The organism is Paraburkholderia sp. BR14312 (assembly GCF_040948675.1).
Taxonomy (GTDB): Bacteria; Pseudomonadota; Gammaproteobacteria; order Burkholderiales; family Burkholderiaceae; genus Paraburkholderia; species Paraburkholderia nodosa_A.
On sequence record NZ_JBFPKI010000019.1, the window covers coordinates 1 to 23,677 of the forward strand.

At 56.2% G+C, this 23,677-nt stretch carries 18 protein-coding genes and 7 pseudogenes; 14 read left to right on the forward strand and 11 right to left on the reverse strand.

Annotated elements, in window-relative coordinates:
- The first annotated feature begins 433 nt into the window (after positions 1 to 433).
- From AB3X98_RS37660 to AB3X98_RS37680, 5 genes are all read left to right on the forward strand, one after another.
- Positions 434 to 1,162, forward strand: a complete 729-nt coding sequence (locus AB3X98_RS37660; protein ID WP_368605584.1) for a DMT family transporter — start codon at positions 434 to 436, stop codon at positions 1,160 to 1,162.
- Between the two features lie 97 nt (positions 1,163 to 1,259).
- Positions 1,260 to 2,393 carry an enolase C-terminal domain-like protein gene (locus tag AB3X98_RS37665; RefSeq protein ID WP_368605585.1) on the forward strand — a complete coding sequence of 378 codons (1,134 nt, stop codon included), beginning with the start codon at positions 1,260 to 1,262 and terminating at the stop codon, positions 2,391 to 2,393.
- A 510-nt stretch (positions 2,394 to 2,903) separates the two neighbouring features.
- Positions 2,904 to 3,119, forward strand: coding sequence for a hypothetical protein (locus AB3X98_RS37670; RefSeq protein WP_368605586.1), 216 nt, complete (start codon positions 2,904 to 2,906; stop codon positions 3,117 to 3,119).
- Positions 3,120 to 4,824: 1,705 nt separating this feature from the next.
- Complete coding sequence (gene aepX, locus AB3X98_RS37675) at positions 4,825 to 5,739, forward strand: phosphoenolpyruvate mutase (RefSeq protein WP_368605587.1); 915 nt, start codon at positions 4,825 to 4,827, stop codon at positions 5,737 to 5,739.
- 1,093 nt (positions 5,740 to 6,832) lie between these two features.
- On the forward strand, positions 6,833 to 7,039 hold the full coding sequence (locus AB3X98_RS37680) for a hypothetical protein (RefSeq protein WP_368605661.1): 207 nt from the start codon (positions 6,833 to 6,835) through the stop codon (positions 7,037 to 7,039).
- Here the strand turns inward: AB3X98_RS37680 and AB3X98_RS37685 are convergent.
- Positions 7,005 to 7,185: pseudogene (locus tag AB3X98_RS37685) on the reverse strand (IS5/IS1182 family transposase); the annotation flags it as partial. The gene AB3X98_RS37680 and the pseudogene AB3X98_RS37685 sit on opposite strands and share 35 nt — an antisense overlap.
- Positions 7,186 to 7,472: 287 nt before the next feature.
- Here AB3X98_RS37685 and AB3X98_RS37690 point away from each other — a divergent pair.
- The 3 genes from AB3X98_RS37690 to AB3X98_RS37700 are packed head-to-tail and all read left to right on the forward strand — an operon-like array spanning position 7,473 to position 10,033.
- Positions 7,473 to 8,648, forward strand: coding sequence for a pyridoxal phosphate-dependent aminotransferase (locus AB3X98_RS37690; protein WP_368605588.1), 1,176 nt, complete (start codon positions 7,473 to 7,475; stop codon positions 8,646 to 8,648).
- Between the two features lie 40 nt (positions 8,649 to 8,688).
- Entirely contained in the window at positions 8,689 to 9,432 is a 744-nt protein-coding gene (locus AB3X98_RS37695) for an NTP transferase domain-containing protein (RefSeq protein WP_368605589.1), read from the forward strand.
- A gap of 1 nt (position 9,433) precedes the next feature.
- Positions 9,434 to 10,033: a CDP-alcohol phosphatidyltransferase family protein gene (locus AB3X98_RS37700; RefSeq protein ID WP_368605590.1), complete on the forward strand. Its 600-nt coding sequence runs from the start codon at positions 9,434 to 9,436 to the stop codon at positions 10,031 to 10,033.
- Between the two features lie 171 nt (positions 10,034 to 10,204).
- On the opposite strand, the pseudogene AB3X98_RS37705 reads toward AB3X98_RS37700, so the two are convergent.
- A pseudogene (locus AB3X98_RS37705) lies at positions 10,205 to 11,134 on the reverse strand (IS5 family transposase); the annotation flags it as partial.
- Positions 11,135 to 11,317: 183 nt separating this feature from the next.
- Here AB3X98_RS37705 and AB3X98_RS37710 point away from each other — a divergent pair.
- The 3 genes from AB3X98_RS37710 to AB3X98_RS37720 are packed head-to-tail and all read left to right on the forward strand — an operon-like array spanning position 11,318 to position 12,903.
- On the forward strand, positions 11,318 to 12,088 hold the full coding sequence (locus tag AB3X98_RS37710; RefSeq protein WP_368605591.1) for an SDR family oxidoreductase: 771 nt from the start codon (positions 11,318 to 11,320) through the stop codon (positions 12,086 to 12,088).
- A 39-nt stretch (positions 12,089 to 12,127) separates the two neighbouring features.
- Entirely contained in the window at positions 12,128 to 12,340 is a 213-nt protein-coding gene (locus tag AB3X98_RS37715) for a hypothetical protein (RefSeq protein WP_368605592.1), read from the forward strand.
- 17 nt (positions 12,341 to 12,357) lie between these two features.
- The gene (locus AB3X98_RS37720; RefSeq protein ID WP_368605593.1) at positions 12,358 to 12,903 is read left to right on the forward strand and encodes a transposase; all 546 of its coding nucleotides are present in this window, start codon (positions 12,358 to 12,360) and stop codon (positions 12,901 to 12,903) included.
- Here AB3X98_RS37720 and AB3X98_RS37725 read toward each other — a convergent pair.
- Both AB3X98_RS37725 and AB3X98_RS37730 read right to left on the reverse strand, forming a co-directional pair.
- Positions 12,896 to 14,258 (reverse strand): annotated as a pseudogene (locus AB3X98_RS37725) (IS66 family transposase). The gene AB3X98_RS37720 and the pseudogene AB3X98_RS37725 overlap by 8 nt on opposite strands.
- A gap of 213 nt (positions 14,259 to 14,471) precedes the next feature.
- Entirely contained in the window at positions 14,472 to 14,663 is a 192-nt protein-coding gene (locus AB3X98_RS37730) for a hypothetical protein (RefSeq protein ID WP_368605594.1), read from the reverse strand.
- A gap of 877 nt (positions 14,664 to 15,540) precedes the next feature.
- On the opposite strand from AB3X98_RS37730, the pseudogene AB3X98_RS37735 reads away from it, so the two are divergent.
- Positions 15,541 to 16,191: pseudogene (locus AB3X98_RS37735) on the forward strand (IS5 family transposase); the annotation flags it as partial.
- 422 nt (positions 16,192 to 16,613) lie between these two features.
- On the opposite strand, the gene AB3X98_RS37740 reads toward AB3X98_RS37735, so the two are convergent.
- Positions 16,614 to 17,630 carry an IS110 family transposase gene (locus AB3X98_RS37740; RefSeq protein ID WP_368605595.1) on the reverse strand — a complete coding sequence of 339 codons (1,017 nt, stop codon included), beginning with the start codon at positions 17,628 to 17,630 and terminating at the stop codon, positions 16,614 to 16,616.
- 283 nt (positions 17,631 to 17,913) lie between these two features.
- Positions 17,914 to 19,046: pseudogene (locus AB3X98_RS37745) on the reverse strand (IS110 family transposase).
- Positions 19,047 to 19,174: 128 nt separating this feature from the next.
- Between AB3X98_RS37745 and AB3X98_RS37750 the strand changes: the two are divergent.
- A pseudogene (locus AB3X98_RS37750) lies at positions 19,175 to 19,327 on the forward strand (IS5/IS1182 family transposase); the annotation flags it as partial.
- Between the two features lie 45 nt (positions 19,328 to 19,372).
- Positions 19,373 to 19,618, forward strand: coding sequence for a hypothetical protein (locus AB3X98_RS37755; RefSeq protein ID WP_368605596.1), 246 nt, complete (start codon positions 19,373 to 19,375; stop codon positions 19,616 to 19,618).
- 175 nt (positions 19,619 to 19,793) lie between these two features.
- Here AB3X98_RS37755 and AB3X98_RS37760 read toward each other — a convergent pair whose 3' ends face one another.
- From AB3X98_RS37760 to AB3X98_RS37780, 5 genes and pseudogenes are all read right to left on the reverse strand, one after another.
- Positions 19,794 to 20,228, reverse strand: a complete 435-nt coding sequence (locus AB3X98_RS37760; RefSeq protein ID WP_368605658.1) for an Asd/ArgC dimerization domain-containing protein — start codon at positions 20,226 to 20,228, stop codon at positions 19,794 to 19,796.
- A pseudogene (locus tag AB3X98_RS37765) lies at positions 20,165 to 21,346 on the reverse strand (IS3 family transposase). The gene AB3X98_RS37760 and the pseudogene AB3X98_RS37765 overlap by 64 nt, the downstream one beginning before the upstream one ends.
- Positions 21,347 to 21,384: 38 nt before the next feature.
- A complete protein-coding gene (locus AB3X98_RS37770; protein WP_368605597.1) occupies positions 21,385 to 21,783 on the reverse strand; it encodes an Asd/ArgC dimerization domain-containing protein in 399 nt (132 codons plus the stop codon).
- A complete protein-coding gene (locus tag AB3X98_RS37775) occupies positions 21,759 to 22,037 on the reverse strand; it encodes a hypothetical protein (RefSeq protein ID WP_368605659.1) in 279 nt (92 codons plus the stop codon). The genes AB3X98_RS37770 and AB3X98_RS37775 overlap by 25 nt, the downstream gene beginning before the upstream one ends.
- A 245-nt stretch (positions 22,038 to 22,282) precedes the next feature.
- Positions 22,283 to 23,494, reverse strand: coding sequence for an MFS transporter (locus tag AB3X98_RS37780; RefSeq protein WP_368605598.1), 1,212 nt, complete (start codon positions 23,492 to 23,494; stop codon positions 22,283 to 22,285).
- Positions 23,495 to 23,677 lie beyond the last annotated feature (183 nt).

The window sequence follows — 23,677 nt, forward strand, 5'->3', positions numbered from 1 at the left end:
CTCGCGGCAAAGAATGCACGGACGGCGTGGGCCATGCTGATACGAAATCAGCCCTTTCAGGCGAACCATGTGCCTACGCGATCCAGCTTGACGGATTGACAAGTCCCGCTATTAGCAGTGAAACAGCATTCACTTCCAGAGGTTGCTTGAGCAGACTTCAATTCGATGGCAGAACGGTCGGACCGTGGTGGGCCAAACCCGCTTTGCACCAAGGGCAACCAAGCCCGAGGCTCTGATGGGGTACCCATTCGCGGATATTCATCGTGGGCCCGCAGCGAGTGCTGCCAACTGAGCCCGGATACATGGCTGCAACCTCGACCGGATGCCAGAAAACTGAGACTGCTTGACAACAGGGAGTCGTCCATACATGGTGCAAATAGCGCGAGGAGGCGAATCGGTTAAGGTGTTGGGCTGAACAAATTGAGAACTGGCGATGAGCAAGCTGAAGAGCCTGTGCCTCTCCGAAGCGGTACGCCGCATGCCGCTCGGATTTGCGATCGCCATCAATTTTCTCCGCCCACTCGGAATCTCGACGTTCTACGTGCGTAGACGAGCAATGTTGGTATGGTCTGCACTAGCGATGACGGGCGTCTTGCTACTCGCACGACGGAATGGCGCGTGGGTGGCAGCGCCAGCCGCACTTATTTTTCCCATAGGATCGGCGATCGGGTGGGCGGCCTACATTATCTTGATGAAGCGTATTGGCTCGTTGTTCGATGGGCCCCAAGGCGTCGCAGTAACGCTGGCCGTGGCCTCGCTGATCCTAACCCCGTTTGGGCTCGCACAAAGCGGCGGCCACTTGCCCGACACCCAACTCGTCGCCGCCGCATACCTTGCGATTTTGATGCCACTCGTCCCGTACGTCTTGGAGTTGAACGCACTACGTCGGATGAGTGCATCAGCGTTTGGCATTCTAATGAGCGCCGAACCTGCAATAGCTGCGGCAATTGGTTTCGTTGTACTCGGCCAGCCGTTGGACGCTTTGCAAGTCGTTGGATCCTGCTGCGTAGTTGTCACGAGCATCGGCGCGGTCGCAGGAGATAGCCGGACAAGGGTCCGAGGGGAACGCGGTGAAAATCCCCCTGAGCCGACAGTCCATGCGCCAGTCTTCGACCTTGCTGGGGAAGAGGGCGTAGTTATTGATCCGGAAATAAAATGTTGAAATCAAGCTGCATAGCGAACAGGATCATGCTGGAAGAATCCTCCTTCTTTGACCTTTCTCGGAAAGCATGATGCGAAGTGGATCTGACGTTAATGCGATGGCGCGAGTGGTCGCAACTGACGTATTTGTAATTGAGGCGACGCTTGTCACCCCGTATAAGCTAAGCGAAGGAACGTTAGTTTCAACAAGCGCCGTGCTATGCAAGCTAACGGATGCCGATGGCGTTGAGGGTTGGGGCGAAGCTAATCCTTACGATGCTTTTACCGGCGGCACGGCCAACGATGCCGCACGTGTATTGAAGGAAACACTGCTGCCCGCGGTCATGACATCTTCAGTTCTTACCCCCGGTGGCATCGATGAGGAAATCGACACACGGCTCGCTGGACATCTCAGCGCAAAGGGGGCCGTGACGATGGCTCTGCTCGATATTCTTGGCAAGCGGCTCCGTGTTCCAGTTGCAACGCAGCTGGGCGGAGCGCTGCGGAAGTCACTACCGGTGCTTTGGCCGCTCAGTAACGGTGCGCCCGACGAAGACATCCGCGTGATCGACGAGCGCATCGAGCAAGGATTCTCAAGCTTTATGCTGAAGATGGGTACGTCGCCAATACGTAGCGAGATACAACGGGTGGTTGAGCTAGAGGCGCGCTACGGGAGCGCTATAACGCTGATCGCCGACGCAAACGAAGGCTGGAACCCCGAGGAAGCTCGTGAGTTCCTGAGGGGAGTTAGTGGCTCCCGCCTAGCGTTTGTTGAACAGCCACTGGAGAAATCAGATATGGAGGGCGCAGCGGCGTTGGCCAGGGAAAGCAGGCTTCCGATCTCGGCGGACGAGGCGGTGGCCGGACTTTCGCATGCGGCGCAGATCGCAAGCACAGGTGCCGCTAGTGTCTTTAGTGTTAAGAGCAGCAAAAATGGAGGCCCCTTGCGAGCTCAACGCATTGCGGCGCTGGCTCAGGCGTTTGGAATACGCTGCTACATGAATTCGATGATTGAGTTTGGCGTCACGCAAGCTGCGTCACTGCAACACGCCGTAACTATAGGGAATCTCGTCGACGTCGGCCACGCCTTTATGTCGACGCTACGGCTTGCCGAGGACCCGACCGATTTTTGTTCCTTCGTGCACAATGGGGTAGTGCATCTTCCGGACAGGGCTAGATTGGGCGTGGAGATAGACGAGTCGCATGTGCGACGCATGGCGGTGAGCAGCTTTCATCTTCGATCGCCGCAGTAATTTGCCGTGGATCGCCAGTGAGTTAGCTGTTGCCAGGTTCGAGCCGTTGCGGTCGCCGGCAAAATCTACCACACCCGAATTTGCGACACGTTGCAAGGTCGATTGCGCAATTAGCCATGTAAGTGCGCTTCTCTTGAATTATCAATATCGATGGGACAGGCGTAAGCTTAACGCGGTGCTTTTATGGACGCCTCCGGGGAATGCAAGCGGTTTTTCACGCTGGCTCAGAGGTAAAGGTCGCACGCTGTAGTGGTCAAGCCTCTTTGGACACCCACAAAGGGGCTTTTCATGGCAGATTGTTTGCAGCCGAATGCCTTCGACTGCCGTAACTACACCGGCTTTCAATGTGAATCTGGCGCGTGGCCTTGAGCAGCAAGGGCGATGCGGCGCGCTTGCGGCGAGGGCCAGCAAAGGCGTAATAGCTGCTTCGCGGCACGTTCAGCAGCCGGCACATGACGCTGACGGGCGAGGCCTTCTTCAGCGAGTGGATCACTTCGAGGAGCGATCCATTTGCTTGACGAAGAAGGCCGTAGACTTTTTTGGTATCTCGCGCTCCCGTTCGAACTCCACGACACGGGCTTCCAGCTCACGGATGCGCCGCTGGTCGCTCTGGATTTGCGCCTCGCTGCGGGGCGGTTCAACCTGCTGGCCGCACCATTGCGCCACCCAGCGTCGCAGCGCGGTATCGCAACGCCCAGTGCCTCGCAGGCTTTGGCAAATGAATAGCCCTGCGCAACCACCAGTTGCACCGCCTCTGCCTTGAATTCGGCAGTCAGGTTCCGTCTGCTCATCTCTCACCCCAGTTGGGGCAATTATCCCCTTTAGAGGTGTCAAGGACCATTGGACCGCTACACGCTTATACCCCGATGGGCGGGCAAATTCCCCCATCTAGTCGCCGACGAGAAGTAGCTCCTCAACTTCGCTGGCCGCATGCTATGCGCTGATCACCGGACGGTGCAGCGTGTTCCCCCACCCGTCGATGTCGGTGACCGCGCCCGGTCCATCACTCAACGATTTTCGAGCCGAACGTCGAAAGCTACCGGCGTCGCAGCGCGGACGACAACAAGCGCGCGCGGTGGCCAAAATATTTGTCGCTGAACGGCCATGCTGCTTGCGGCGCTCTTCACAGCGGAGCGAGACTCGCTTAGACACCTTCGGATTACCAAATGACTGCTCTCTCTCTGCGGCAGGCATAGCGCGACTCTCGGCCATATCAGTTCTCCAACTGCAAAAGAGTGGTAGTTTTGTCGTCCACCTGCTCTTAGCAACGGCATTTTTGCTGGTTTCACGCGTCGGCTCGGGCTTGCGGAAGCTCTCGACTTTTATGACAACGCGATAAGCACCATGACGAAGACCGTCGAGCGTGGCGGCTCACCGGACGCATTATGATCGACTTCGTCCCAGCAGCCGAAGGTCAACAGCTGTCTGGCGACAATTGCTTCTGCCGGCGGTAGCGACAACTAGATTTGCCGGTTTCCTGTGCCGGAACTGCTGCGGTTTGGTCCGCCGTTATCATGCGACTCCTTTTCGCGCCGACACGAAAAGAGAGGGAGAAATCAAATCGTTGCGAGAAGAACGGCAGAAAGGCGGGGAGCCAGAAGCTGGCTACGGCGCGTACGGGGATGAGCGAGCGCACCGCCCGCAAATACGAGCGTGATGGGCAGCTAAGACGTGCGCAACGTCAGCTTCCCGACAAACCGCACATATTTGGCCGAAACAATCCTGGAACTGCACCGGCTCATGTCAGTCTTCTGCATCCTATTCAGCCACCCGCTTAGCTGCCGCGTTACTGGTACAGTTGTTGCGAATTTAGGTGCATGAACTCGCTCTCGATTCCTCCCTCTGTTAAAGCCAGCCGCCCTCCATTGAGCCAATTTGAATCCATTCAGCAAAAATCTAGGCGCGTCAACCGACAGATCGATACGCGGCTCGAGGCGCGCGACATTTCGGGCACGCGCGACGCTGAAGTAAGCCAATGAAGAGACGCGCTGGTTTCCGTACCTACGCGGAAAATTGGCGGCGAGACGCCATTCGGCCGAACGGGAGCAGAGGGGACGGCTACGCAATCACCATGCAGCTTTTTCAAACGCCCCTCTCGCCAACTCGATGCGTGGCTCGCCCTTATGCGCGCCCCAATCCTGCACCGCATCTACTCTTAAGGAGAGGATTGACGAGTATATCATGAGCGGATACGTTAGGTCACAATAATCCTAATGATACTGTGTTCGTGTCGATAACGATGGCCGTCAACTGAATAGGGTATTCTGAATATTTTTGAACGGTAGTGATTTTTGTTAGGCATGGGCTTTTGTTAGGTATAGGCGAGGCGACGACACTCTTCGCATGATGAAAGATGTCAGCTCCTCATTGGCAGGTAATTTTTCCGCGTCTGAAAAATCGTCATTGCGGAAATATTCAGGGCGAGTAAATCGTGGTCTATTCTGTTTCATTTGACACAAAATTCAGGAATACCCGCGCCGGGGCGCTGAGAAATGCGCTGGAGCGGAAGCGGTGCCTGCGTGTTATGGAAGTGACAAGTCCACTTACCGCGCTGCTCGTCGAGACAAGCCGGGCCATCAATGAGGTTGGAGTGGAAATCGAGTACGACGGCTTCTGGTCAAGCTCCCTGACCGACTCGACCATGCGGGGAAAACCGGATATCGAAATTCTCGACATGCGAAGCCGGATCAACAATATCAATGAGATATTCGAAAGCACCTGCAAACCCCTGATTATCGACGCCGATACGGGCGGGAAATCAGAGCACTTCGCGCTTGACGTAGTGATGCTCGAAAACGCGGGTGTATCTGCGGCGATCATTGAAGACAAAACCGGTCTAAAGAAGAACTCGCTGATCGGAAATCGTGTTCCTCAAGTTCAGGAAGATCCGGAGAAATTCAGTGAAAAGATAGAATGCGCATGCAAGGCGAAACATAGCGATGAATTCATGATAGTCGCGAGGATCGAAAGCCTCGTTTTGGAAAGAGGAATGTCGAATGCGATTTCTCGGGCTCAGAAATATGTCGATGCGGGTGCCGACGGGATCATGATTCACAGCAAAAGCGCGGCGCCGGACGAAGTCCTCGAATTTGCGTCCCTATTTAGAGCGCGAGACGCAAATACCCCCCTTGTTTGTATCCCGACAACGTACAACCGAATTAAATTTTGCGAGCTGGAGCAGGCCGGCTTCAACGTAGTAATTTACGCCAATCACTTGTTGCGAGCCGCTTATCCAGCGATGGTCAAGGTTGCGATGGACATTCTGAAGAGTGGCCGCTCATACGAGGTAGAGGGTCAGATCTTCTCGATCGAGGAGATATTGAGCCTGATTCCAGGCACGGTATGACTATGGCGATTGCGATAAATCTCGTCGACGATATCGGGCGGGGGACCCGCACGCAACGAGGGTCGGCCCTTAAACGGACGATTTCAAGAGAGTCGTCGAGATATTCAGCGCACCGAGCAGTTCGTATACGTGCGATCCAAACTCTCCTGTCACGCAGGCGTCCTACAGGAAAATCTACGCAGCATCGAGAAAAGGATGCCTGAGTGTACGGTTCGGTGGTTGGCGTCATGCTATTCGAGTTCTCGTTCAATGAACTTTCATCTGAAGATACTGATCGCGGTCGATAAGCCCCGGCTAGCCGGTCGTGATCGTCCAGAAAACCTCTAAACGCGGCAAGTTCAACCCCAACGGGTTAGTACCCTACGGATACCTGCTCAAATTGGGGCACATGGTGAGCGTATGTGACTCGCTTGAATCAACGCCACCCCATCGCGAGCTCAAAACTGACCGGCTATGACTCTGCGACCGACTTCCGCGCGTTGACAATGATGGTGCAGCAGCAACTTCCAGCAGCGCGTGCACATCGTAAACCAATTGCTTACGTTTGAGACAAAACGCGCCTGGATGTCGGGAATACGACCTCAGTCAGCCAGCGCAATTTCCGCAATTAAACCCTGAAGCCCCTATCTACGGAATTTCCGAGCGTTGCGTTCGGATGGCGCGGAAGCTGCTTGAGAATGGTCCCGCGCCGGCATACTTTGACCGATGCGTGAATCGGCAGAGTTGCTTGTACATCGAAAGCTAGTAGCGGGACACGAGGACATGATCGTTGCAGACGAACGGTAACGGCGTTGCCGTCAGGTAGTTGCGGCGACGAAGGGCAGTAGACTCCCCGACGTTTGCCGTCCCTGTCGAGAGCGCTGGGTAAACACCCATTGCGGAGCCATGGACCATGCTAACAAAAAGCTACTATGCATCACAGCCTTTCGGACCTGCTCATCAAGGCCCTCGGCGAACGCCTTCCGTAGCAGGTCGTCAACAGAGAAGACTTCGCGTTCGCTTGTTGACGCGGGAATCTGGCGCATCCTTTTCCCGGCATACTCATTCGAAAGAGCGGCTGACATACATCATGCAACGAGGGCTGGTATTTCTCATGGGCGAAGCGCTGGAGCAAAAGTTCACGGCGCGGACCGGCCTTCCTGTTCCATTGGGACGAACACTGGCCAGCGTCGTAACGCTGACGCTGTCCGCGATTGAGAAGGCCGTACCTGCTCGTCGCAAACGTACGTCAGCACTGCTCCATTCGAACATGGTATTTTTGCTCGCTAAAGAAAATGATCTACGAACCGCGAACAGATAACTGCCCGAGCAAGAGGGAGCAACGCGACATAAGTATCTGGAACTCGCTCAAAGCTGGATGCGCAGCTTGCCGAATCCGGCGAGCGAGGCATGGGTTCGCTCGACAACCCGGCGATGGCGACCGTGTCTCTCGCTACTCTCGGCGCCCAAACCCCATTGCTCTTCCAGTCTCGCAGTCCACGTCAGCAATTCATGCCGCCGCCGAACCAAAGTTTCTGCGGCAAGCCCCCCATCGAACGCCGGTTTGCAGAACAAACGGAGTGCCCTTCCGCACCGCCCGATCAATAACCAGCGAAATGCGCAAAGGTCTAGCGGTCAAGAAACGAGTTCTGCAGACTTCCGTAACGAGTCGTGATCGCGATTGGAACCTGTACGCAATACTCATCACCGATTGTGAAAAATTTTCCCTATCAGGTCGCAAACTGGAGAGTTAGATGATTTTTTCAACTATGGCTGAGTCGATACGCGGATCCAAGAATGCTGCGTTCGATGAGATTGCGAGGAAGCGGGTTTGCGATGGAAAACGCGTAACTGACTTTTCGAAAGGCGAACTATCTATTTCTCCACCGTCAGAATTTCTAGAGAATGCCGGAAGAGCTATACGATCTGGACTACACGGTTATACTGAAGCGATCGGTGTTCGAGCACTTCGTGAACAGCTTGCTGCATATGTGAACGAGAAGTATCGAATTGAAGCATCTGCCGAAGAAATTGCGGTAACAGCAGGTGCCAAGCCAGCACTCTACGGAGTGATGCTGTCTATAGTCAATCCAGGCGATGAAGTCGTTGTGCTGTCTCCATACTGGAGTACTTTTCCAGAGCAGATCGTACTGACACGTGGCACTCCTAAAGTTGTCCGTTGCATAGAGGCTAGTGGCACCATAGATCTTCTGGCACTCGAGGAAAGCACTACCGCATCCACGAAAGCGATCGTGATCAATTCGCCAAACAACCCAACTGGCGTGGTCTACTCCGACTCCTCAATCAAGGAAGTCGTCCGTATCGCATCAAGACACGGAGCATTTGTAATATTTGATCAATCATACCATTCATTGATGTTTGAAACCGATAGAACCTCACCTTTAGGGGATCTAATTTGTAATTATGACAGGGCAGTTATTGTCGACTCGTTCTCGAAATGTTGGGCGTTAACCGGATGGCGGATAGGTTACGTGTTCGCACATCGATCCCTCATAAGTCTGTTGAAATCGATACAAACCCATACAAACTCGAATCCGAACAGCATCACCCAGTTTGCATTGCTATGGACTCTAGAAGGATCCGGATTAGGCAGGTACGAGATCGATCGCGTCGCTATGCTGGCGAAGAGACGTGATCGCGTCGCAACCGTGCTAAGCACCATTTCCGGCATGTCGTTTCCTCGACCAGCAGGGGGTTTTTTTGCGTTCGCCGATAGTCGATGCACAAACCGCTCGAAATCAACGGGTCAATCGGACGACGAACTCTGCAGAGAAATGCTGAACGAAACGGGCGTGCTGGTTGTTCCGGGAAGCGCATTTGGAACCTCGTACGGGTTTCGAATTTCCTACGCAGGCGATGAACAGCAGTTGGACGAAGGGCTCAACGCAATGGTTGAATATTTCCGTTAGCACATTTCGCCGCTTTAACAACTATCAACATGGGTATACTATGCGCGCTATTGTATTGGCAGCTGGTGTTGGTTCGCGGCTGCGTCCGCTCACTCAAACTCGTCCGAAAGCGATGGTCAACATGCTCGGTGACGGCCCGATCTTGCATCGCTGCATACGATCTCTCGTTGAGGTCGGTGTAAATCAGGTAACTGTGGTGGTTGGGTACAAGGCTGATACTGTCCGAAAGGAAACAGGTGATAGTTTGTTCGGTGCCGACATCTCATATGTTCACGCTCCCGACTATAAATCCAAGGGAACGGCAGATTCCTTCTATCTGGCCGCGCGAGACCTCGCCGAGGGAGTGCTATTAATTGAAGGGGATGTGTTGTTCGACTCAGACATCCCGCGGCGGCTTTTGAGCCAAATTGACCAATCGGATATCGCTGCAGTTGCACCCTTCCGTTCACCGCTCAGTGGGACCACAGTGACGCTGGATAATCAGGGCCAATGGATTAAACACGTCTATCGTGACACGCCCACTGGCGAGCGGGACGGTTACTGGAAAACGATCAACATCTACAAATTCAGCGCTTGTACTGTGCGGAAATTGTGCGACCTGTGGGAGAGAGCACGCTTAGACAATCCCGTGGCGTATTTCGAGGACATGTTGAAAGCGTTCATTGACGGTGGAAAAAAAGTGACAACACGAGACTGTGGAGACTGCCGATGGTTCGAGGTCGATGATTTCGAAGACCTTACTGCAGCCCGTCATATATTCGGTTGTCAGTCGCCAGGAAGATAAGATGCTCAAGTACCTTGTCGACGTTCCCAATGCCATCACTGCCATAGGCCTGTTTCTAGCCATCGGCGCGATGCATCTCACTGTGAACAGTCATTTCGACGTCGCGATCGGAGTCGTTATTTGGGCAGTGATGTTGGACCACCTTGATGGGTGGGTAGCAAGGAGGATGAAGAATCGACCTCGAGAATATGCACTCGTCGGTGGCGACATGGACTCAGCGACTGATATGGTTAGCGCTGGGATTGTTCCGGGCCTGATTGCCCTGCAGTTGGCTCATGGATCCACTCTCTCGCTGGTCTCTTCAGTTTTAATAGCATTGGCAGCTTGCCTAAGGCTCGCATATTTCAATAATTTCGGGCTGACAGAAACAGGTCGATTCTACGGTGTACCCATGACATATACGGTTCCTATCACTGGTCTGTTTTTTGTCATTGCAAAATTTTGGAAAAGCTTCTCGGTCGCTGAAGTTCTGCCATGGGAATTGATAGTGATGGCCGCACTTCATGTGAGTCCCTATGGGCCGCCTCCACTACGAGGAGTAGGACTCCTATTTGTCTTCTTATATGCCGCTGTTATCAGCATGATTCTGATCTTTTTATGAGCAGAAAATGAGGATTCGATTTCATTCTCACTCGACCTGCGCCATCCTGTTTACTGTAGCTGTCGCGACGAACTGTTTCTATCGGTTTGACGCCAAACGTCCGTGATTCAGGTGCAGCCAATGTCGCGCTCTCTCCTGCTTGCACTATCATGCTATCCTGATGACAAGCGTTCACGTATGCGTCAGGTTGCAGGCCGCGTGAGTCAGCAGGAAAAGATGGTCGGCTCGCGTACGCCCTCGATATATTGCCTGCCGAATCCTGCCGACGGTCTTGCTCCAGCCGAAGACCGGCTCAATGCATTTGCGCTTGCGCTGGCTCATAGTGTAGCCGGGCCAGCCCGCCAAACGCCCGTCAATGGCCGAGCCAGCCGCACGGCCATCGTTTTGCGCCACATGCGGGGTGACGCCATATGCGCGGCACGTCGCCACGAAGACGGCCGTGTTGTAGTTCTTGTTAGCAAGCATGTCAGCCGCTGTGTCACACTCTACCGCGCCATTGGCCTGCGTCACCTGTGCGTTCACCACGAGACCATGCCGGCTATCGGTCAGCACGTGGCCGACGTGGCAAAGCATGGCGCCCGTGCCGCGACTCTTGTGGAAGAGTCGCGCCTGGCCCTCCGGGCTGGATTCACGCGCGTCATTACTACGCTTCTCGCCGTGCCAGTTCTCGCGGGGGTCTGCACCTCTACCAGGGGGCATATCGTCACCCGGCCTCGCCTTGCGCACAAAGCTCTAGTGTGCTGCCCACGCCTGAATGAGCGTGCCATCCCCGCCGAAATGATTGTCCGACGGGTAGCCACGCACGCGCGCCGTCTCAACCGTCCCGTTGAACAGGCTAACAATCACGTCGTGAGCCAACAGGCGGTCCTGGTTTTTGCTGACGGTAGTGTGGTCCCACACCGATTCGTCCATCGCCAGTCCGACGAGCCAGCGAACCAGTATGTTGCTGGGAATTTGCTCCATCAGCATGCGTCCACTGCGAATCGAATACAGCATCCGCAGCTAAGTTGGCTGCGGTTTGTATGGCAATCTGTCTTGGCTGCTTCAGTTGAGGGTTCTTGATCCCTTTTATTCTGAAAGGAGGGCAAAGCGGCAATCGAGCGCTTCCGGTAGTCACGCTAATTAATTCGCCTTTCCTCGCTTGATGAAAAAGCAAAAAGAGAATCGATTGAGAATCCTGTCATTGTATATGGTATTTGGCGTCCCTGCCGTCACATTCACGCCAGATTGACACCAAGGTTTGACATAGGCAGAAGCATGTAAACAGATCGATATGGAGATACAATGGAACTTGAGCTGAAAGGCAAGCGTGCGCTGGTGACGTGCGCAGGATCCGGGCTGGGAGCGGCGTGTGCCACTCAACTTGCGGCTGAGGGGGCAACAGTTATCGCTTTGAGCCGAAATGTACCGACCGCGCGGTCTCAATATAAGAGTGAAGTCGAAGGGGGAACGGTGACGCATCTGGCCTGCGATATGACTGACCCGTCTCAGACACGCAATATGATAAGAGAAATCGGTAATGTTGACATCGTTATTTTCGTTCCCGTCCGCGAGAGACAGGATTCGATCATCGGAATCGGGGCGGACGAATATCACATGACACTCATGCGCAACTTTTTTCCATTTCTCGAGTTAGTCCAATCGAACTTGCCGGGAATGATCGAACGAAAATTTGGGCGCGTTGTGTCTTTGCTTGGTTCATCAACAATCGCACCACTATGGGATCACTCCTTGGCGAATGTTGGGCGATCAGCTATAGCAGTTCTTGGGAGCGGCGCAGCACGAGAATTCTCGGTATACAACGTAACGTTCAACAACATAATACTGGGCATCTTCGACACCCCTGGTCTGAGAAACCTGTGGAAGGCTCGCGCGGACGAGCAGGGAATTTCCTTCGACGACTACAAGGCCAGTCGATTGGTTACGATCCCAGCGAGAACAATAGGAAATGTCAATCAGTGTGCATATCTGGTGACGCTATTGGCAAGCCCGACGATGGGTTATATGACTGGTCAGTCCATTCGCATTGACGGCGGGCAACACCTGTGCGTTTGAATCGCCCTGAGTTTTTCGCGAGAATCTCGGATCGGGAGTGTGGTCGCAGCGGAGCGACCTCGCGTTTCGGTGCTGCTGGTGTGCGGCGGCCCGACGTGCGCCGCGCAGCAGCTCGAAGTGATACTCGAAACCGTGACGCTCCTCAAGTGCGAACCGAAAGACTCCAACTACAAGAAACTGCAACAGAAAGTGAGCGCTCAGGAATCGACGTATGGCATCGAGCGATCTGAGCGTGCAGGCTATGTCCGCTGATTTTCAGTGGACACCTTATGACAGAACAACGCTCAGAGACGTCGTGCCTGAAGGTCGTCAGCGTTGACATAGACGGCAAGCGCCGCTTTGATCGGCAGACCAAGCGGCGACTGGTCGAGGCTTGCCTTGAGCCGGTGGCGTCAATAGCGGGGCTCGCACTCAGGCACGGCGTCAATGCGAACCTGCTGTATAAATGGATCAAACTCCACCAGCAACGGTCGGCTCGTGCCCCGTCGCCTGCACCGACGGTGGAGTCGGCATTCGTGCCGGTTGTGCGGGTTAGAGATGAGAACGCAGTCGTCGAACTCAAATCCGCGATGTCTTCTTTGCCGGAGGCGACGGCTAGTTCGCCAGCGAATCGACCTGCCTCGTCGATATTGATGCTACAGATGCCCAACGGCATCACGCTCAAGCTCGAATGCGCCGGCAACGACGCGGCACTCCTATCGGCGATGATCGAAACGCGTGGACGGTGCGATGTTCGTAAGCGGGCTCAACTGGGCCGTTGGTCCATTCGCATGCGCGTGAGGCATGATGGTGAACTGGAACTGCCGGTCAGGTAGCGGGATTCGGCGCACTGGATGGGGTGTGCAGCTTGTCGGCAACACACCAAGGCAGGAGCTCGTCGATGCGATTGACTTTGTGACCGGCGATATGGGTTAGCACATAGTCGAGGTAGGCACGCGGATCGATGCCATTCAGTGTGCAAGTGCCAATCAATGCGGACATCGCGGCTGCCCCTTTGCCGCCGCTGCCTGAGCCGGCGAATAAAAAAATTCTTCCGGCCCAGGCTTACACAACGCAGCGTGTTCTCCGCGATGTTGTTGTCAATCTCTAGCGTACCGTCTACGCGGTAGAACGTCAGTGCGCTCCACTGGTTCAGCGTGTAGTTGATCGCCTTGGCCGTATCGGACTTCGACGACAGCGTTTCGAGCTTTGCCCTGATGTCAGATGGCGTGCGCACGTGGATGTCGTAGAACTTTCTCCTCGCGTGGGCATGGCATGCCGCCTCGCGTATCGAGCCGTCGCGGAACAATTCGTCGAAGCCCGCGTAGGCGTCCGCTTGCAGAATTCCTTTGAAGCTGGCGAGATGGGATTGAGCATGGATGCCTTCCCGGTTCGGCGAGTACGCGAACCAGACCGAAGCCGGTTGCGTCGAACCCGAGCGATGATCGTCGCGCACGTAGGCCCACAGCCGGCCGGTGCGGGTCTTCCTGTTGCCCGGCGAGCACCGGGATCGGCGTGTCATCCGCGTGCAGCGTGGTAGCGGCCACGGTATAGCGGCGCAGCGCCTCTGCTAGCGGAGCGGACAGCGCCTCACACTGGCCAACCCAGCGCCCCATACTGGCCCGATCAAGCGTCAAGCCGTCGCGCGCCGCGATCGTCGATTGCCGGTACAACGGCTGGTGGTCTGCAAACTTCGAGACGAGGATGTCTGCCAGCAAGCTCGGATGGGCAATGCTCCGCTCGATCGGCAGCCCAGGCATCGGCGGCTGCGTGATCGTGCTGCAGTACGGGCAAACCGGTTTGCGCCGGATCGTGCGAATGACGTTGAACGCCGCTGCAACCCGGGCGAGTTGTTCGGATGAGTCCTCGCCGAGCACCCGCATTGGTTGACCACAATCCGGGCAGCTTGATTCAGGCTCAAGCACATGATCCTCACGCGGCAGATGTGCGGGAAGCGTTTGCCTGGAACCCGCTTCGTCCGTCGTTTTGCACCGAGGGCCTGCGCACGCAGCACATCCACAACGCCGCGCCCGGCGGCCAGATCCTCAAGTTGAGTATCGGGCGTCTCGATTTGTCGCTGCAGCTGCTCGGACTTGCGACCGAACTGCATGCGCCTAAGCTTGTCGATCCGCGCCTTGAGCTGCTCAATCTCGACATCGCGTTCGGCAAGCAGACAACCGGAGCCGGACATACCGACCACAACGACCGCAGATGGCGCGCCCCTGCAGAAGAGCAGCTCCTTCGCGAGGTGGCGATGATCGCGCGACTTTATACCCGCGACCATTCGTCTCCAGCACAGCAAGGTTTTGCCGATACTCCTCGCAAGTAATGTATCCAGGATGGGAGTCCGGAATGCAAGCAAGCCAGTCATTGCGATCACGCTTTCTCGGCACTTCCCGCCCGTCTACAAGTTTGCGATAGTGCCTCCGGCCGTAACGTAAGCGCCTGCGTAGCGCGGATTGTTCAACATGCGAAGTGCCGTCGACGCGGTGAGGTGCTGGAAGACCAGGAACTTCGCGTTGCGCATACGGGATGGAAACAGGAGGCCTTCCTTCTTGAAGACCTTGACTGTCTGGCTGGCAGAGCCGACTCGCAAGAACGTCTCAAAGAAGTACGCGATGGTCTCTTTGACCTAGGTATCCGAGTCTAGCGCTATGTTGCCGAGGTCGTCATATACGAAACCGGTCGGTAGCAGGCACCTGCCGCCTCGTAGGCGCGCTTTGAGAACATGAAGCTCCGCTTCACTCATTGTTCCTTTGAGCCCAAGCAGGAGCCGGTCATTGAAGCTTGCTGGATCGTATATCCCGTCTTCGTCGAGAATCAGCGTATCAGCAAGCGCGCAGATTTCCAAAAGCCGATGCTTCGGGCGGTGCGCGCCCCGGAACCATCATGCGTGCCCATGCCCACATCCCTCGCGCAAGGAAGACGCTGAGTCCGCGTCGGGCTTCTACAGGCAAGGCGTGGCCAAGAGCGGCGGAACGCATCACCTCGTATTGCGCGGTGATCGGCGCCGATACGGCCGACGGCCAGGCACAGCATCCTGCTATTCCATCGTTTTTTTTACACCGAACGCTCGCTCAATCGTTCTCGGGTGTACATCCAGCCCAAATTCTTTGCGAACCAGCTTTCGCCAATTCGCGCGCCCGAAGTGGTTCTCCGGGCGTGTCCACTTCGGAGGAACGGAGCAATAACTCTTGTCGTCGATGCGCAACAGGAGACGTCGGCCAGACCGGTTATAGCGTTCTCCGACACAAGAAGTTGCTGTCCGCTGAACGGGTGAAACGGGTGAGTGATGCGGACAAGATGCTCTGTGGCCGCCCCAGAGCCTGCATTTCGAGGTATGTTACAAGCGGCTCGAGCAGGACCGTTTCGTCTGGCCGCGCAAGTAAGAACCCTTAACAAAAAGAAGGAAGGGGCTGCTAACCCTCGGTGAATGCTGTTAACCGTTTCATTGTATTGACGACGAAAAGGACATGGCCAAGCCGATACGCGACGACGAACAGTGGCACTCATCGAACCGTTGCTGCCCCTCCCAAACCACGGCGAACCCGTTATCCGGGGCGCAAGCCGCTCGACAATCGTGCAGTGCTCACCGGCATTCTCTTCGTCTTATAGACAGGGCTGCGTTGGGACGTGCTACCTCGCGAAATGGGTTGCGGCAGCGGCATGAGTTGCTGGCGTCGCCTCCGTGACTGGCAAGCGGCTGGCGTTTGGGAGCAGTTGCACGAGGTGCTGCTTGCACGATTGCGCGCAGCTGACCAAATCGACTGGTCTCGCGTCATCGTCGATTCCTCTTCAATCCGCGGTGTGGGCTCAGGTCAAAAACAGGACCGAATCCCACAGACCGCGCCCGACCTGGTTCAAAGCATCATCTCATCACCGAGGCGCAGGGCATCCCGCTCGCGGTGATTCTGACCGGCGCCAACCGCAACGACGTCACTCAACTTCAAGCGCTGGTCGAGGCAATTCCGCCAATCGGCGGCAAGCATGGCAGACCGCTGTCGAAGCCTCGGGTCGTTCAGGGCGACAGGGGCTAAGACCACGACAAGTATCGACGTCCACTGCATGCCGCCGGCATTGCAACCGAAATCGCTCGGCGTGGTCAGCCTCGTGGTAGTGGGCTGATATCACTTCACGTGTCAATGGAGATCGGTTTTCAGCTTCTCGAGTACATGTCATGTGATTTTCCTGAGCGCGACGTAGCAGTAAATCTCGACGGTGGGTCACACTGATATTCGCGGGTTGGCTACCGCATTACAGAGGTCTACATGAACGCCCCCCGTTTGCGAGGGTTTTCGCATGTGTTGAGTGACAGGATAGGTTGCAGCTCTACATTCGGCCTTCTTGCAGCCTGCTTCGCTGCGGGCCCCGATGAAATCCGCTAACTCGCGCCTCATTCCGTCCTCGAGCTCAAGGCTCTCTCTGTAATCCAGGCTATGCGAGTTCCGGTCCGACCTGTCATGTCATCACACTTGATTGCCGCCGCAACCTTTGGACGTACCATCCGTCCTGCAGAGGGTTCATTGCTCCATAAATCGTCCCGCGATCACGCTGTTTTGCTGACGTAGCCTTTTTCGTACGGCTTACCGTGGGCAAGCACGGCCCAGATGGTGCGGGCCATCTTGTTCGCGATAGCTACTATGGCGACGTTACGATGTCGCCGTTGGGTGAGTTGCTCGATCCATGCGCCCGGCTCCCGAGAGTGCGACAGCACACTTCGTGCGCCGTGAACGAGCAATGTTCTCAAATATGTATCACCTCGCTGACTTATACCCAGTAGCACGGTCTTGCCGCCGGTGCCTACCTGCTTGGGTACCAGGCCGAGCCAGGCTGCGAATTCGCGGCCGCTTCTGAACGCTTTCGGGTCACCCATTGTCGCGACGGCGGTGGTGGCAGTCAGAAGCCCGACGCCTGGGATCGCGGCAATTTTCCTGCATGCTTCATCATCCTTAAGCCATGCCCGCAGACGCCGCTCCATTTCGGCGATCTGCCGGTCGAGATTCTGAAGGTCATTCCACTGTTCGCGCAGTGACTCGATGAGCATGGCCGGCAGACGACCGGTGAGCCGCTCCAGTACTTCTGGAATTGCCTTATCGAGGGCCGCCCGGCTCTTGCCCATCACTTCGCCATATTCGGTCAGCAGACCGCGCAGACAGTTCACCTGCATGGTGCGGAACTTGATCTTCAGTTGCCGTATCCGGTGAAGAGCAAGTACGGCTTGCTGGGCTTCCGTCTTGACTGCCACAGATTTTCCCGGCATCTGCGTGGCCATCCAGATGGCGCGAGCGTCTGCAGCATCGTTTTTATTGCGAATGTTGAACGCCTTGGCAAATTTCGCCGGTATCAGCTTCACCTGATGTCCCATTTCCATGAGTCGTCTGGCCCAATGCTGGGCGCCGCCGCATGCTTCCATGCCTATCAGGCAGGGAGCACGATTGGCGAAGTGCTCCAGAAATGCGGCTCGCTTGACCGGTTTGTTGATGATCTCCCCGGTGTCCGGATCCACCCAGTGCAACTGCATCACGTTCTTGGCGATATCGGCACCAACTATCGTATAGTTCATTGTGGATCCTCCGGTTTGCCTTGGGAAATCGTCATGATCTCCCACCTTGGGCACTTTGATGCCGTCGGCCCGCGAGGATCCACCTTCCTGCATTTCCTCACCGGCCGTGGTGGGGGGCGTTCATTCCATCCTGCCCGACGAGCCTGCCGCTATCTAGGCTCGCAAATCGGATGTTGTCCGTTGCGTAGTCCACTCGCGGGTTATTCGCGTGCCGGGCTACGCCGCCTTCAGGAAACTCTTCCTCCAGTGGTTAGGGTGAGGTCAAGTGGGTTCAGGTGTTGCATTACGCCTCTTGCACCTCGCGCGGTACAGCGAGCGACATCGCCAGTCGGCTGATGTCCCAGATGAACCCGCTGAGTTCGCGGGCGACGGCGATCACCGCAATGTTCTTCTCCTTGCCACGGGCGACGAGTTTGCGATAACGCCGGCACAGTCGCACCTGTGCGTCCCAGGCGCGATCGACGATGGGCTTGGGGATGCCTTCATGTCGCCGCTGGATCTCGGGGCTGACACGTGCCGGGTGCCGGTAGCTCCAGGCGGCCTCGACTAGCAACTTTCTTGCATAGCTGTTACCCGTCTTGGTGATACTGCCCTGGCGCCGTTTGTTGCCGGAGGAATGTTCTGACGGGGTAACGCCGAGCCAGGCCATCAGCTGGCGCGGGTGCGCGAAGCGCGAGAGATCGCCTAGTTCGGCGAGTATGCCCACGGCCGTAGTGAACTGCACACCGCGCATCGTCTGCAGGGCCAGCACGGCAGGATAGAAACGCCAGTTGAGGACCGCCTCGCGCAGGGCGGCTTCGAGACGCTCGCATTGCGCGAGGCGGTCCTCAATCGTACGCCGAAGCTCGTCGAGCGCGAGTTGCTGCCAAAGGTTGTCGAATGAAAACGCGCGCTTATCCAGCGACGGTGCGCGGCCCTCTAGTCGGCACGGCCCACATAGCGCACGCCATGTGAGAGCAGGAAGGACTTAAGGCGTTGTCGTGCACGCTTCATATCGTCTTTGGCGCTGACCCACGCACGTGCCAGATCACGGAACGCTTCATCGTGTACGGTGCGCACGTACACGGCCGACAGGTCGCCGGTGCGGAGCAACCGCACGAGCTTGACGGCGTCGCGCCGGTCGGTCTTGACGCGCTCGCCGGGCTTTCTGGGAATCAGTGACGGTGCGCACACCATGCATTCAAAGCCCTTCTGCACGAGTTGGCGGTAGAGCCCATAGCCGCACGGACCAGCTTCATAGACGATGCGTATGCGGTGTGCTTTGGACTGCAGGCGTTTGCACAGGCGATCGATGTCGGTCTGCGTCGTGCCGATCCCGCCAAGCAGTTCGACCTCGCCCGAACCGAACGCGTACGCGATCGTGATCGAGTCTTTGTGAACGTCCAGACCGACGTATAGCGTGATATCGTGTTCCATGCTGGCCTCCGCGCGGGAAATCGCCGAGTGTGGCACCGCCCACACCGTGCGGCACTGGCAGCAATGCTGACCCGCGTTTGATTCCTCACGGCAGGCCAGCCCTTCTACCTCACGTGAAGTCATATTGCCTAGGCAAAACACGCTGGGTTGTGGAGTGGACCATCTCGTGGCTTCACAACTTCCGCCGGCTGCGCATCCGCTTCGAACAGCTCGCTTCCATCCACGAGGCTTTCCGCTGCTGCATCATATGCTGGCGACACCTGCAAAAGTCATTCTGTTAACACCTCTAAGCGGTACTCAAGTTACGAACGGAGCAACTTCACTGGTTGCTCGACGGTATTGACATCGAAGCGACGAAGGTGCATCCGACCTGCTACTATCAGCGCGTGACCCGAAACGCGAACCAGCATCGCTGGTCTAATTCGGAGATGCCGCCACCACCCTCCGTCGACGAACTGCAGGCGCTGCGGGTAGAGTTCGTTGCCATGAAGAGCGAATTGCGCGTGGTGACGGTCGAGCGTGACTTCTTTGAGCGCCGCACCGTATTTAGCTTCGGTGCGGTCCTTTTTTAACGAGTGATCGTGAAGTTGCCGCGGAAAATTATTTCGGCGTTACCGCGCAGGAAGTTATGGCGCGGCCTTTTTCGTTTTCACCGTCTCTCCCTCAACCGCTCTCGAAGAATTTGGCCATCATTGGCCTCAACCACGTGACTTGCGAGATCAAGTACCGGCGCTATGCCGCAAATCCTCAACGCCCCGGCCGCGTGCATCTTGGGTAAGCTGCTCGGCGATTTGTACGGCATTCAATGCCGCTCCTTTCAATAGTTGATCTCTGCCAACAAAGAGGGCCAAAGAGCGACCCGACGGATCGCCAAGGTCTTGTCGCAAACGTCGCACTATTATTTTGGCCGGACGCTCCAGAGGGCATCGGAAAGTGATTATTTGGACGATCGTCAACCAGCCGCAGTCCTTCCGCTCGTGAAATTATAGCGCGTGCATCGTCTGGACTCACGGGATCGGAAAGTTCAACCGTGATGGCGACCGCATGTGCCCGAAGTATCGGTACTCGAATACAGGTGATGAGGTTCCCTCGGTTTTTCGCCTTCCCGAGGCCCGGGGTTATGCAGCCGCATCCTTGATTTGCTGAGCTTTGAGCCAGTCTTTCAGGAACTGATCCGGCGATACGAAGTCGAGCGACGAATGACGACGTCTGCGGTTATAAAACACTTCGATGTATTCGAACAAGTCCGCCATCGCTTCCTGATGGGTACGGTATCGCGTAGCATGCACCCGTTCGTTCTTCAGACTGTTGAAGAAGCTCTCCGTCGGCGCATTGTCCCAACAATTGCCCTTGCGGCTCATCGAGCAACGCATGCCGTATTGCACAAGCTTGCGCTGGAAGTCATCGCTTGCGTATTGGCTACCCCTGTCCGAATGATGCAGCGCGCCGGGCTCGGGCCGGCGTCGGAACCACGCCATCGTCAGCGCGTCCGTCACGATGTCAGCCGTCATGCGCGGCTTGATCGACCAGCCGACGACCTCCCGGTTGAACAGGTCCAGCACGATCGCAAGATACAGCCAGCCTTCATCGGTCCAGATGTACGTGATGTCCGACGTAAAGACCCTGATTCGGCGCCGTCGGCGTGAAGTTGCGCGCCAGCAGATTCTCAGCGACCGGCACCTTATGCTTCGAGTCTGTCGTGACGCGGTAGCGGCGCTTGTGACGGGCCCGGATGCCATTGCCGCGCATGAGCCGCTCAACCCGCTCCTTGCTGGCCGGAAAGCCGCGTGCGCGAATCTCCTCGGTCATCCGCGGGGTGCCATAGGCGCCTTTGACCTCGGCATGGATAGACCGGATCAGGGCGAGCAACTGTGCATCTGTGAGGCGCTTGCGCCCGGGCGTGCCGCCGCGCTTCCACGCCCGATAGCCATTCAGGCTGACCGACAGGACCTCGCACAGCGTCGACAGCGGATAGTGCCGGCGATGCGAATCAATCCAGGCGTACTTCACAGGAGGTCCTTCGGGAAGAACGCCGCCGCTTTTTTTGCGATTTCAAGTTCCATCTGCAGACGCTTGTTCTCAGCCCGCAGGCGTGAGAGCTCCATCTGTTCCGGCGTGACTACCTTTGTCCCCGGACCATTGAGTGTGCCTGCCTCATCGGCTTTGACCCAGTTGCGCAGCGACTGGTGTGAAATCCCTAGTTCACGAGCAACGTGCCGCGCGCTTTGCCCGCCCTTCACTCGCTGTACCGCGAGTGTCCTGAACTCCGCGGTGTATGCCTGCTTCGGTATTTTGAACATCGATTCTTTCCTTCCTTTGGGTCGAGTTTACACATGACCTACTGGAAGGCGAAATTTCGGGGGAAGCTCATGATGCCAAGGGGCAGTTCAGCCGCATCGAGAAGTTTGCGGGTCTCGGCAATTACCTTGATTTCTTCGCCCTTATAACCACTTCCGATGCCGACCTCAGCATGATGGCTAAAAAGATTAAATGCGTACGGATGTGGCAGAACTCTCAGCTGATAGGCTTCATCGCGGAGGTACGCGCTCGTGGCCTCACGCAATTCGTTCATCGCCGCTGCACCCGCTCCCGACGCTGCCTGATATGTCGAGATGGTCAGCCGGCGGATTTTTGACACCCGGTGAATTGGAGCCAACGTGACCGTGGCAATCGCCGCGACGCAATTTGGGTTCGCAATGATCCTTCGAGAATTCACTTCCGGCACCACGAGAGGCATTGTCTTTTAAGCCGAAATGCCGACGAACTGTCTATCACCGTGCAACCATTCCGGACGGCCGCAGGAGCAAACTCTCTTGGAATCGCTGAGCCGGCAGAGAACAACGCAAGGTCAACTCCAAGAAGACTGGTGGACGTCAGCTCATGCGCGGGCAATATATCACCGCGAAACTGTAGTCGCTTTCCTGCGGACCTCGGTGAGGCGAACAGCTTGAGCGCGCGTAAGGGAAACTTGTAGTTCTCAAGACAGCGTATCTACTCGACACCCACGGCGCCTGTGGCGCCGACAAGCGCGACTCGTGGCGAGAGTATTCCTAATTTTTTTTCAGATCATGTTCAATTTTCCGAAATGGAAGTTGGGGAAGAGCCGCTTCGAAGGATATACCACAGATCAACTACCTGCTGCGATTTGATATCTCGCCTGAATTCTGTATTGCCGCCGCTATCGACACGCGCCGTCGTCAAACAACACGCAGTCCTCAACGCGCGTTCTGTTTCCCTCACCCTCTGATCACCGCCGAGAATGCGACGAACGACAGAACGGCTAGTCCGACAAGCAGCGATATCGCGGCACCATCTACCTTCATTGCGAGTGCCGCGAAGGCGAACAGAACAGGTCCCGCTGAGCGCGCAACGGTGGAAACCATCTTCAGGACGCCCTGCACTGCCCCGTAGTTGGCCGTTCCAAACAACTCCGATGTGATCAGCGCTGCGACGACCAGGGTGAGACCGCCGACCACCCCATTGCAGATGGCGAACAGATACACAAGAGCCGTAGCTGGCGACCCAGGGCGACATAACCAGAGCGCCGTCAACGCCACTATCTGAAGGCCGAGAGCCACTCGCCCCCAAAAGGCGGTGGTCAAATTTTTTCGTTTCATTGCTAACAACGCACGTGCTGCGACCTGGGCTGGCCCGACCAGCGCCACAACGAGCGAAATCTGAGCTGAGCTGTATCGCTTGCCGTCCAGAATTCCAACGATGTGGACCGCTAAGGACGTTGATATAGCACCATTACAAGCCAGACTAATGGCAACGCCCCAAAACCGCATACCGAAGAGGATCTTGCGAAGAGAGTCCGGGTTATGAAGGGCTTTCGGATAAGACTCTTTCAGAGTCAGTGTCGATTCAGGAGTCCCCTTGCCTCTGGGCACGACGACCGCAAAGCTGACTGCACATACGATGCAGATCAACGCAAGCACGTCAACGGCACACCGCCATCCTTCGCGGCCCACGAGAAACTGGCAGAGTGGGACAAAGATCGCGGCGGAGAGGCCTGTAACCAGACTCGATGTGACGACTGCGCTTTTCATCTCCGTGGGGAAGTGCTGGGCAAATACCACATTTGACGTTTGTAGTGCTGCAGCCGAGGTAATCCCCAGACATCCCCACAGTGCTGAAAAAACGACGAAGTTACTGGTTCGACTCCATAGCGCTAGCGCTAGCGCCGATAGAAGCGCACCCAAGATCAGAAATGATCGAGCCCCGTACCGATCGGCCACGCGGCCGATCGGTACGGCAAATAAGCCCGAAATGAGCAGCGAAGCAGAAAATACTGCTGTTGCGGCCGTGGTACTCCATCGTAGTTCACTGCACATCGGCTCCAGGATTACTGCGAATGCGTAGTACAACGCTCCCCAGAGCGCAGCCTGCCCCAGTGAAAGAGGCACAACTACCGACAGCATATTCGTGTCTGGCGACCGTTCATTCATAGGCGAACTCCAACGCTGCCTTTTTCCAGTGCAATCAATACGCTCATTGGCGGCAATATTCGGAGCCGAAATAACTCACCGAACATTTCGTCAGATCACTGGATTAGCCTTTTGCGTCTCTATTTAAATGCCGGGACTGGAAACCGCATGACAATCTTCGGGACTCGCCTCGAAAGCGTTCGC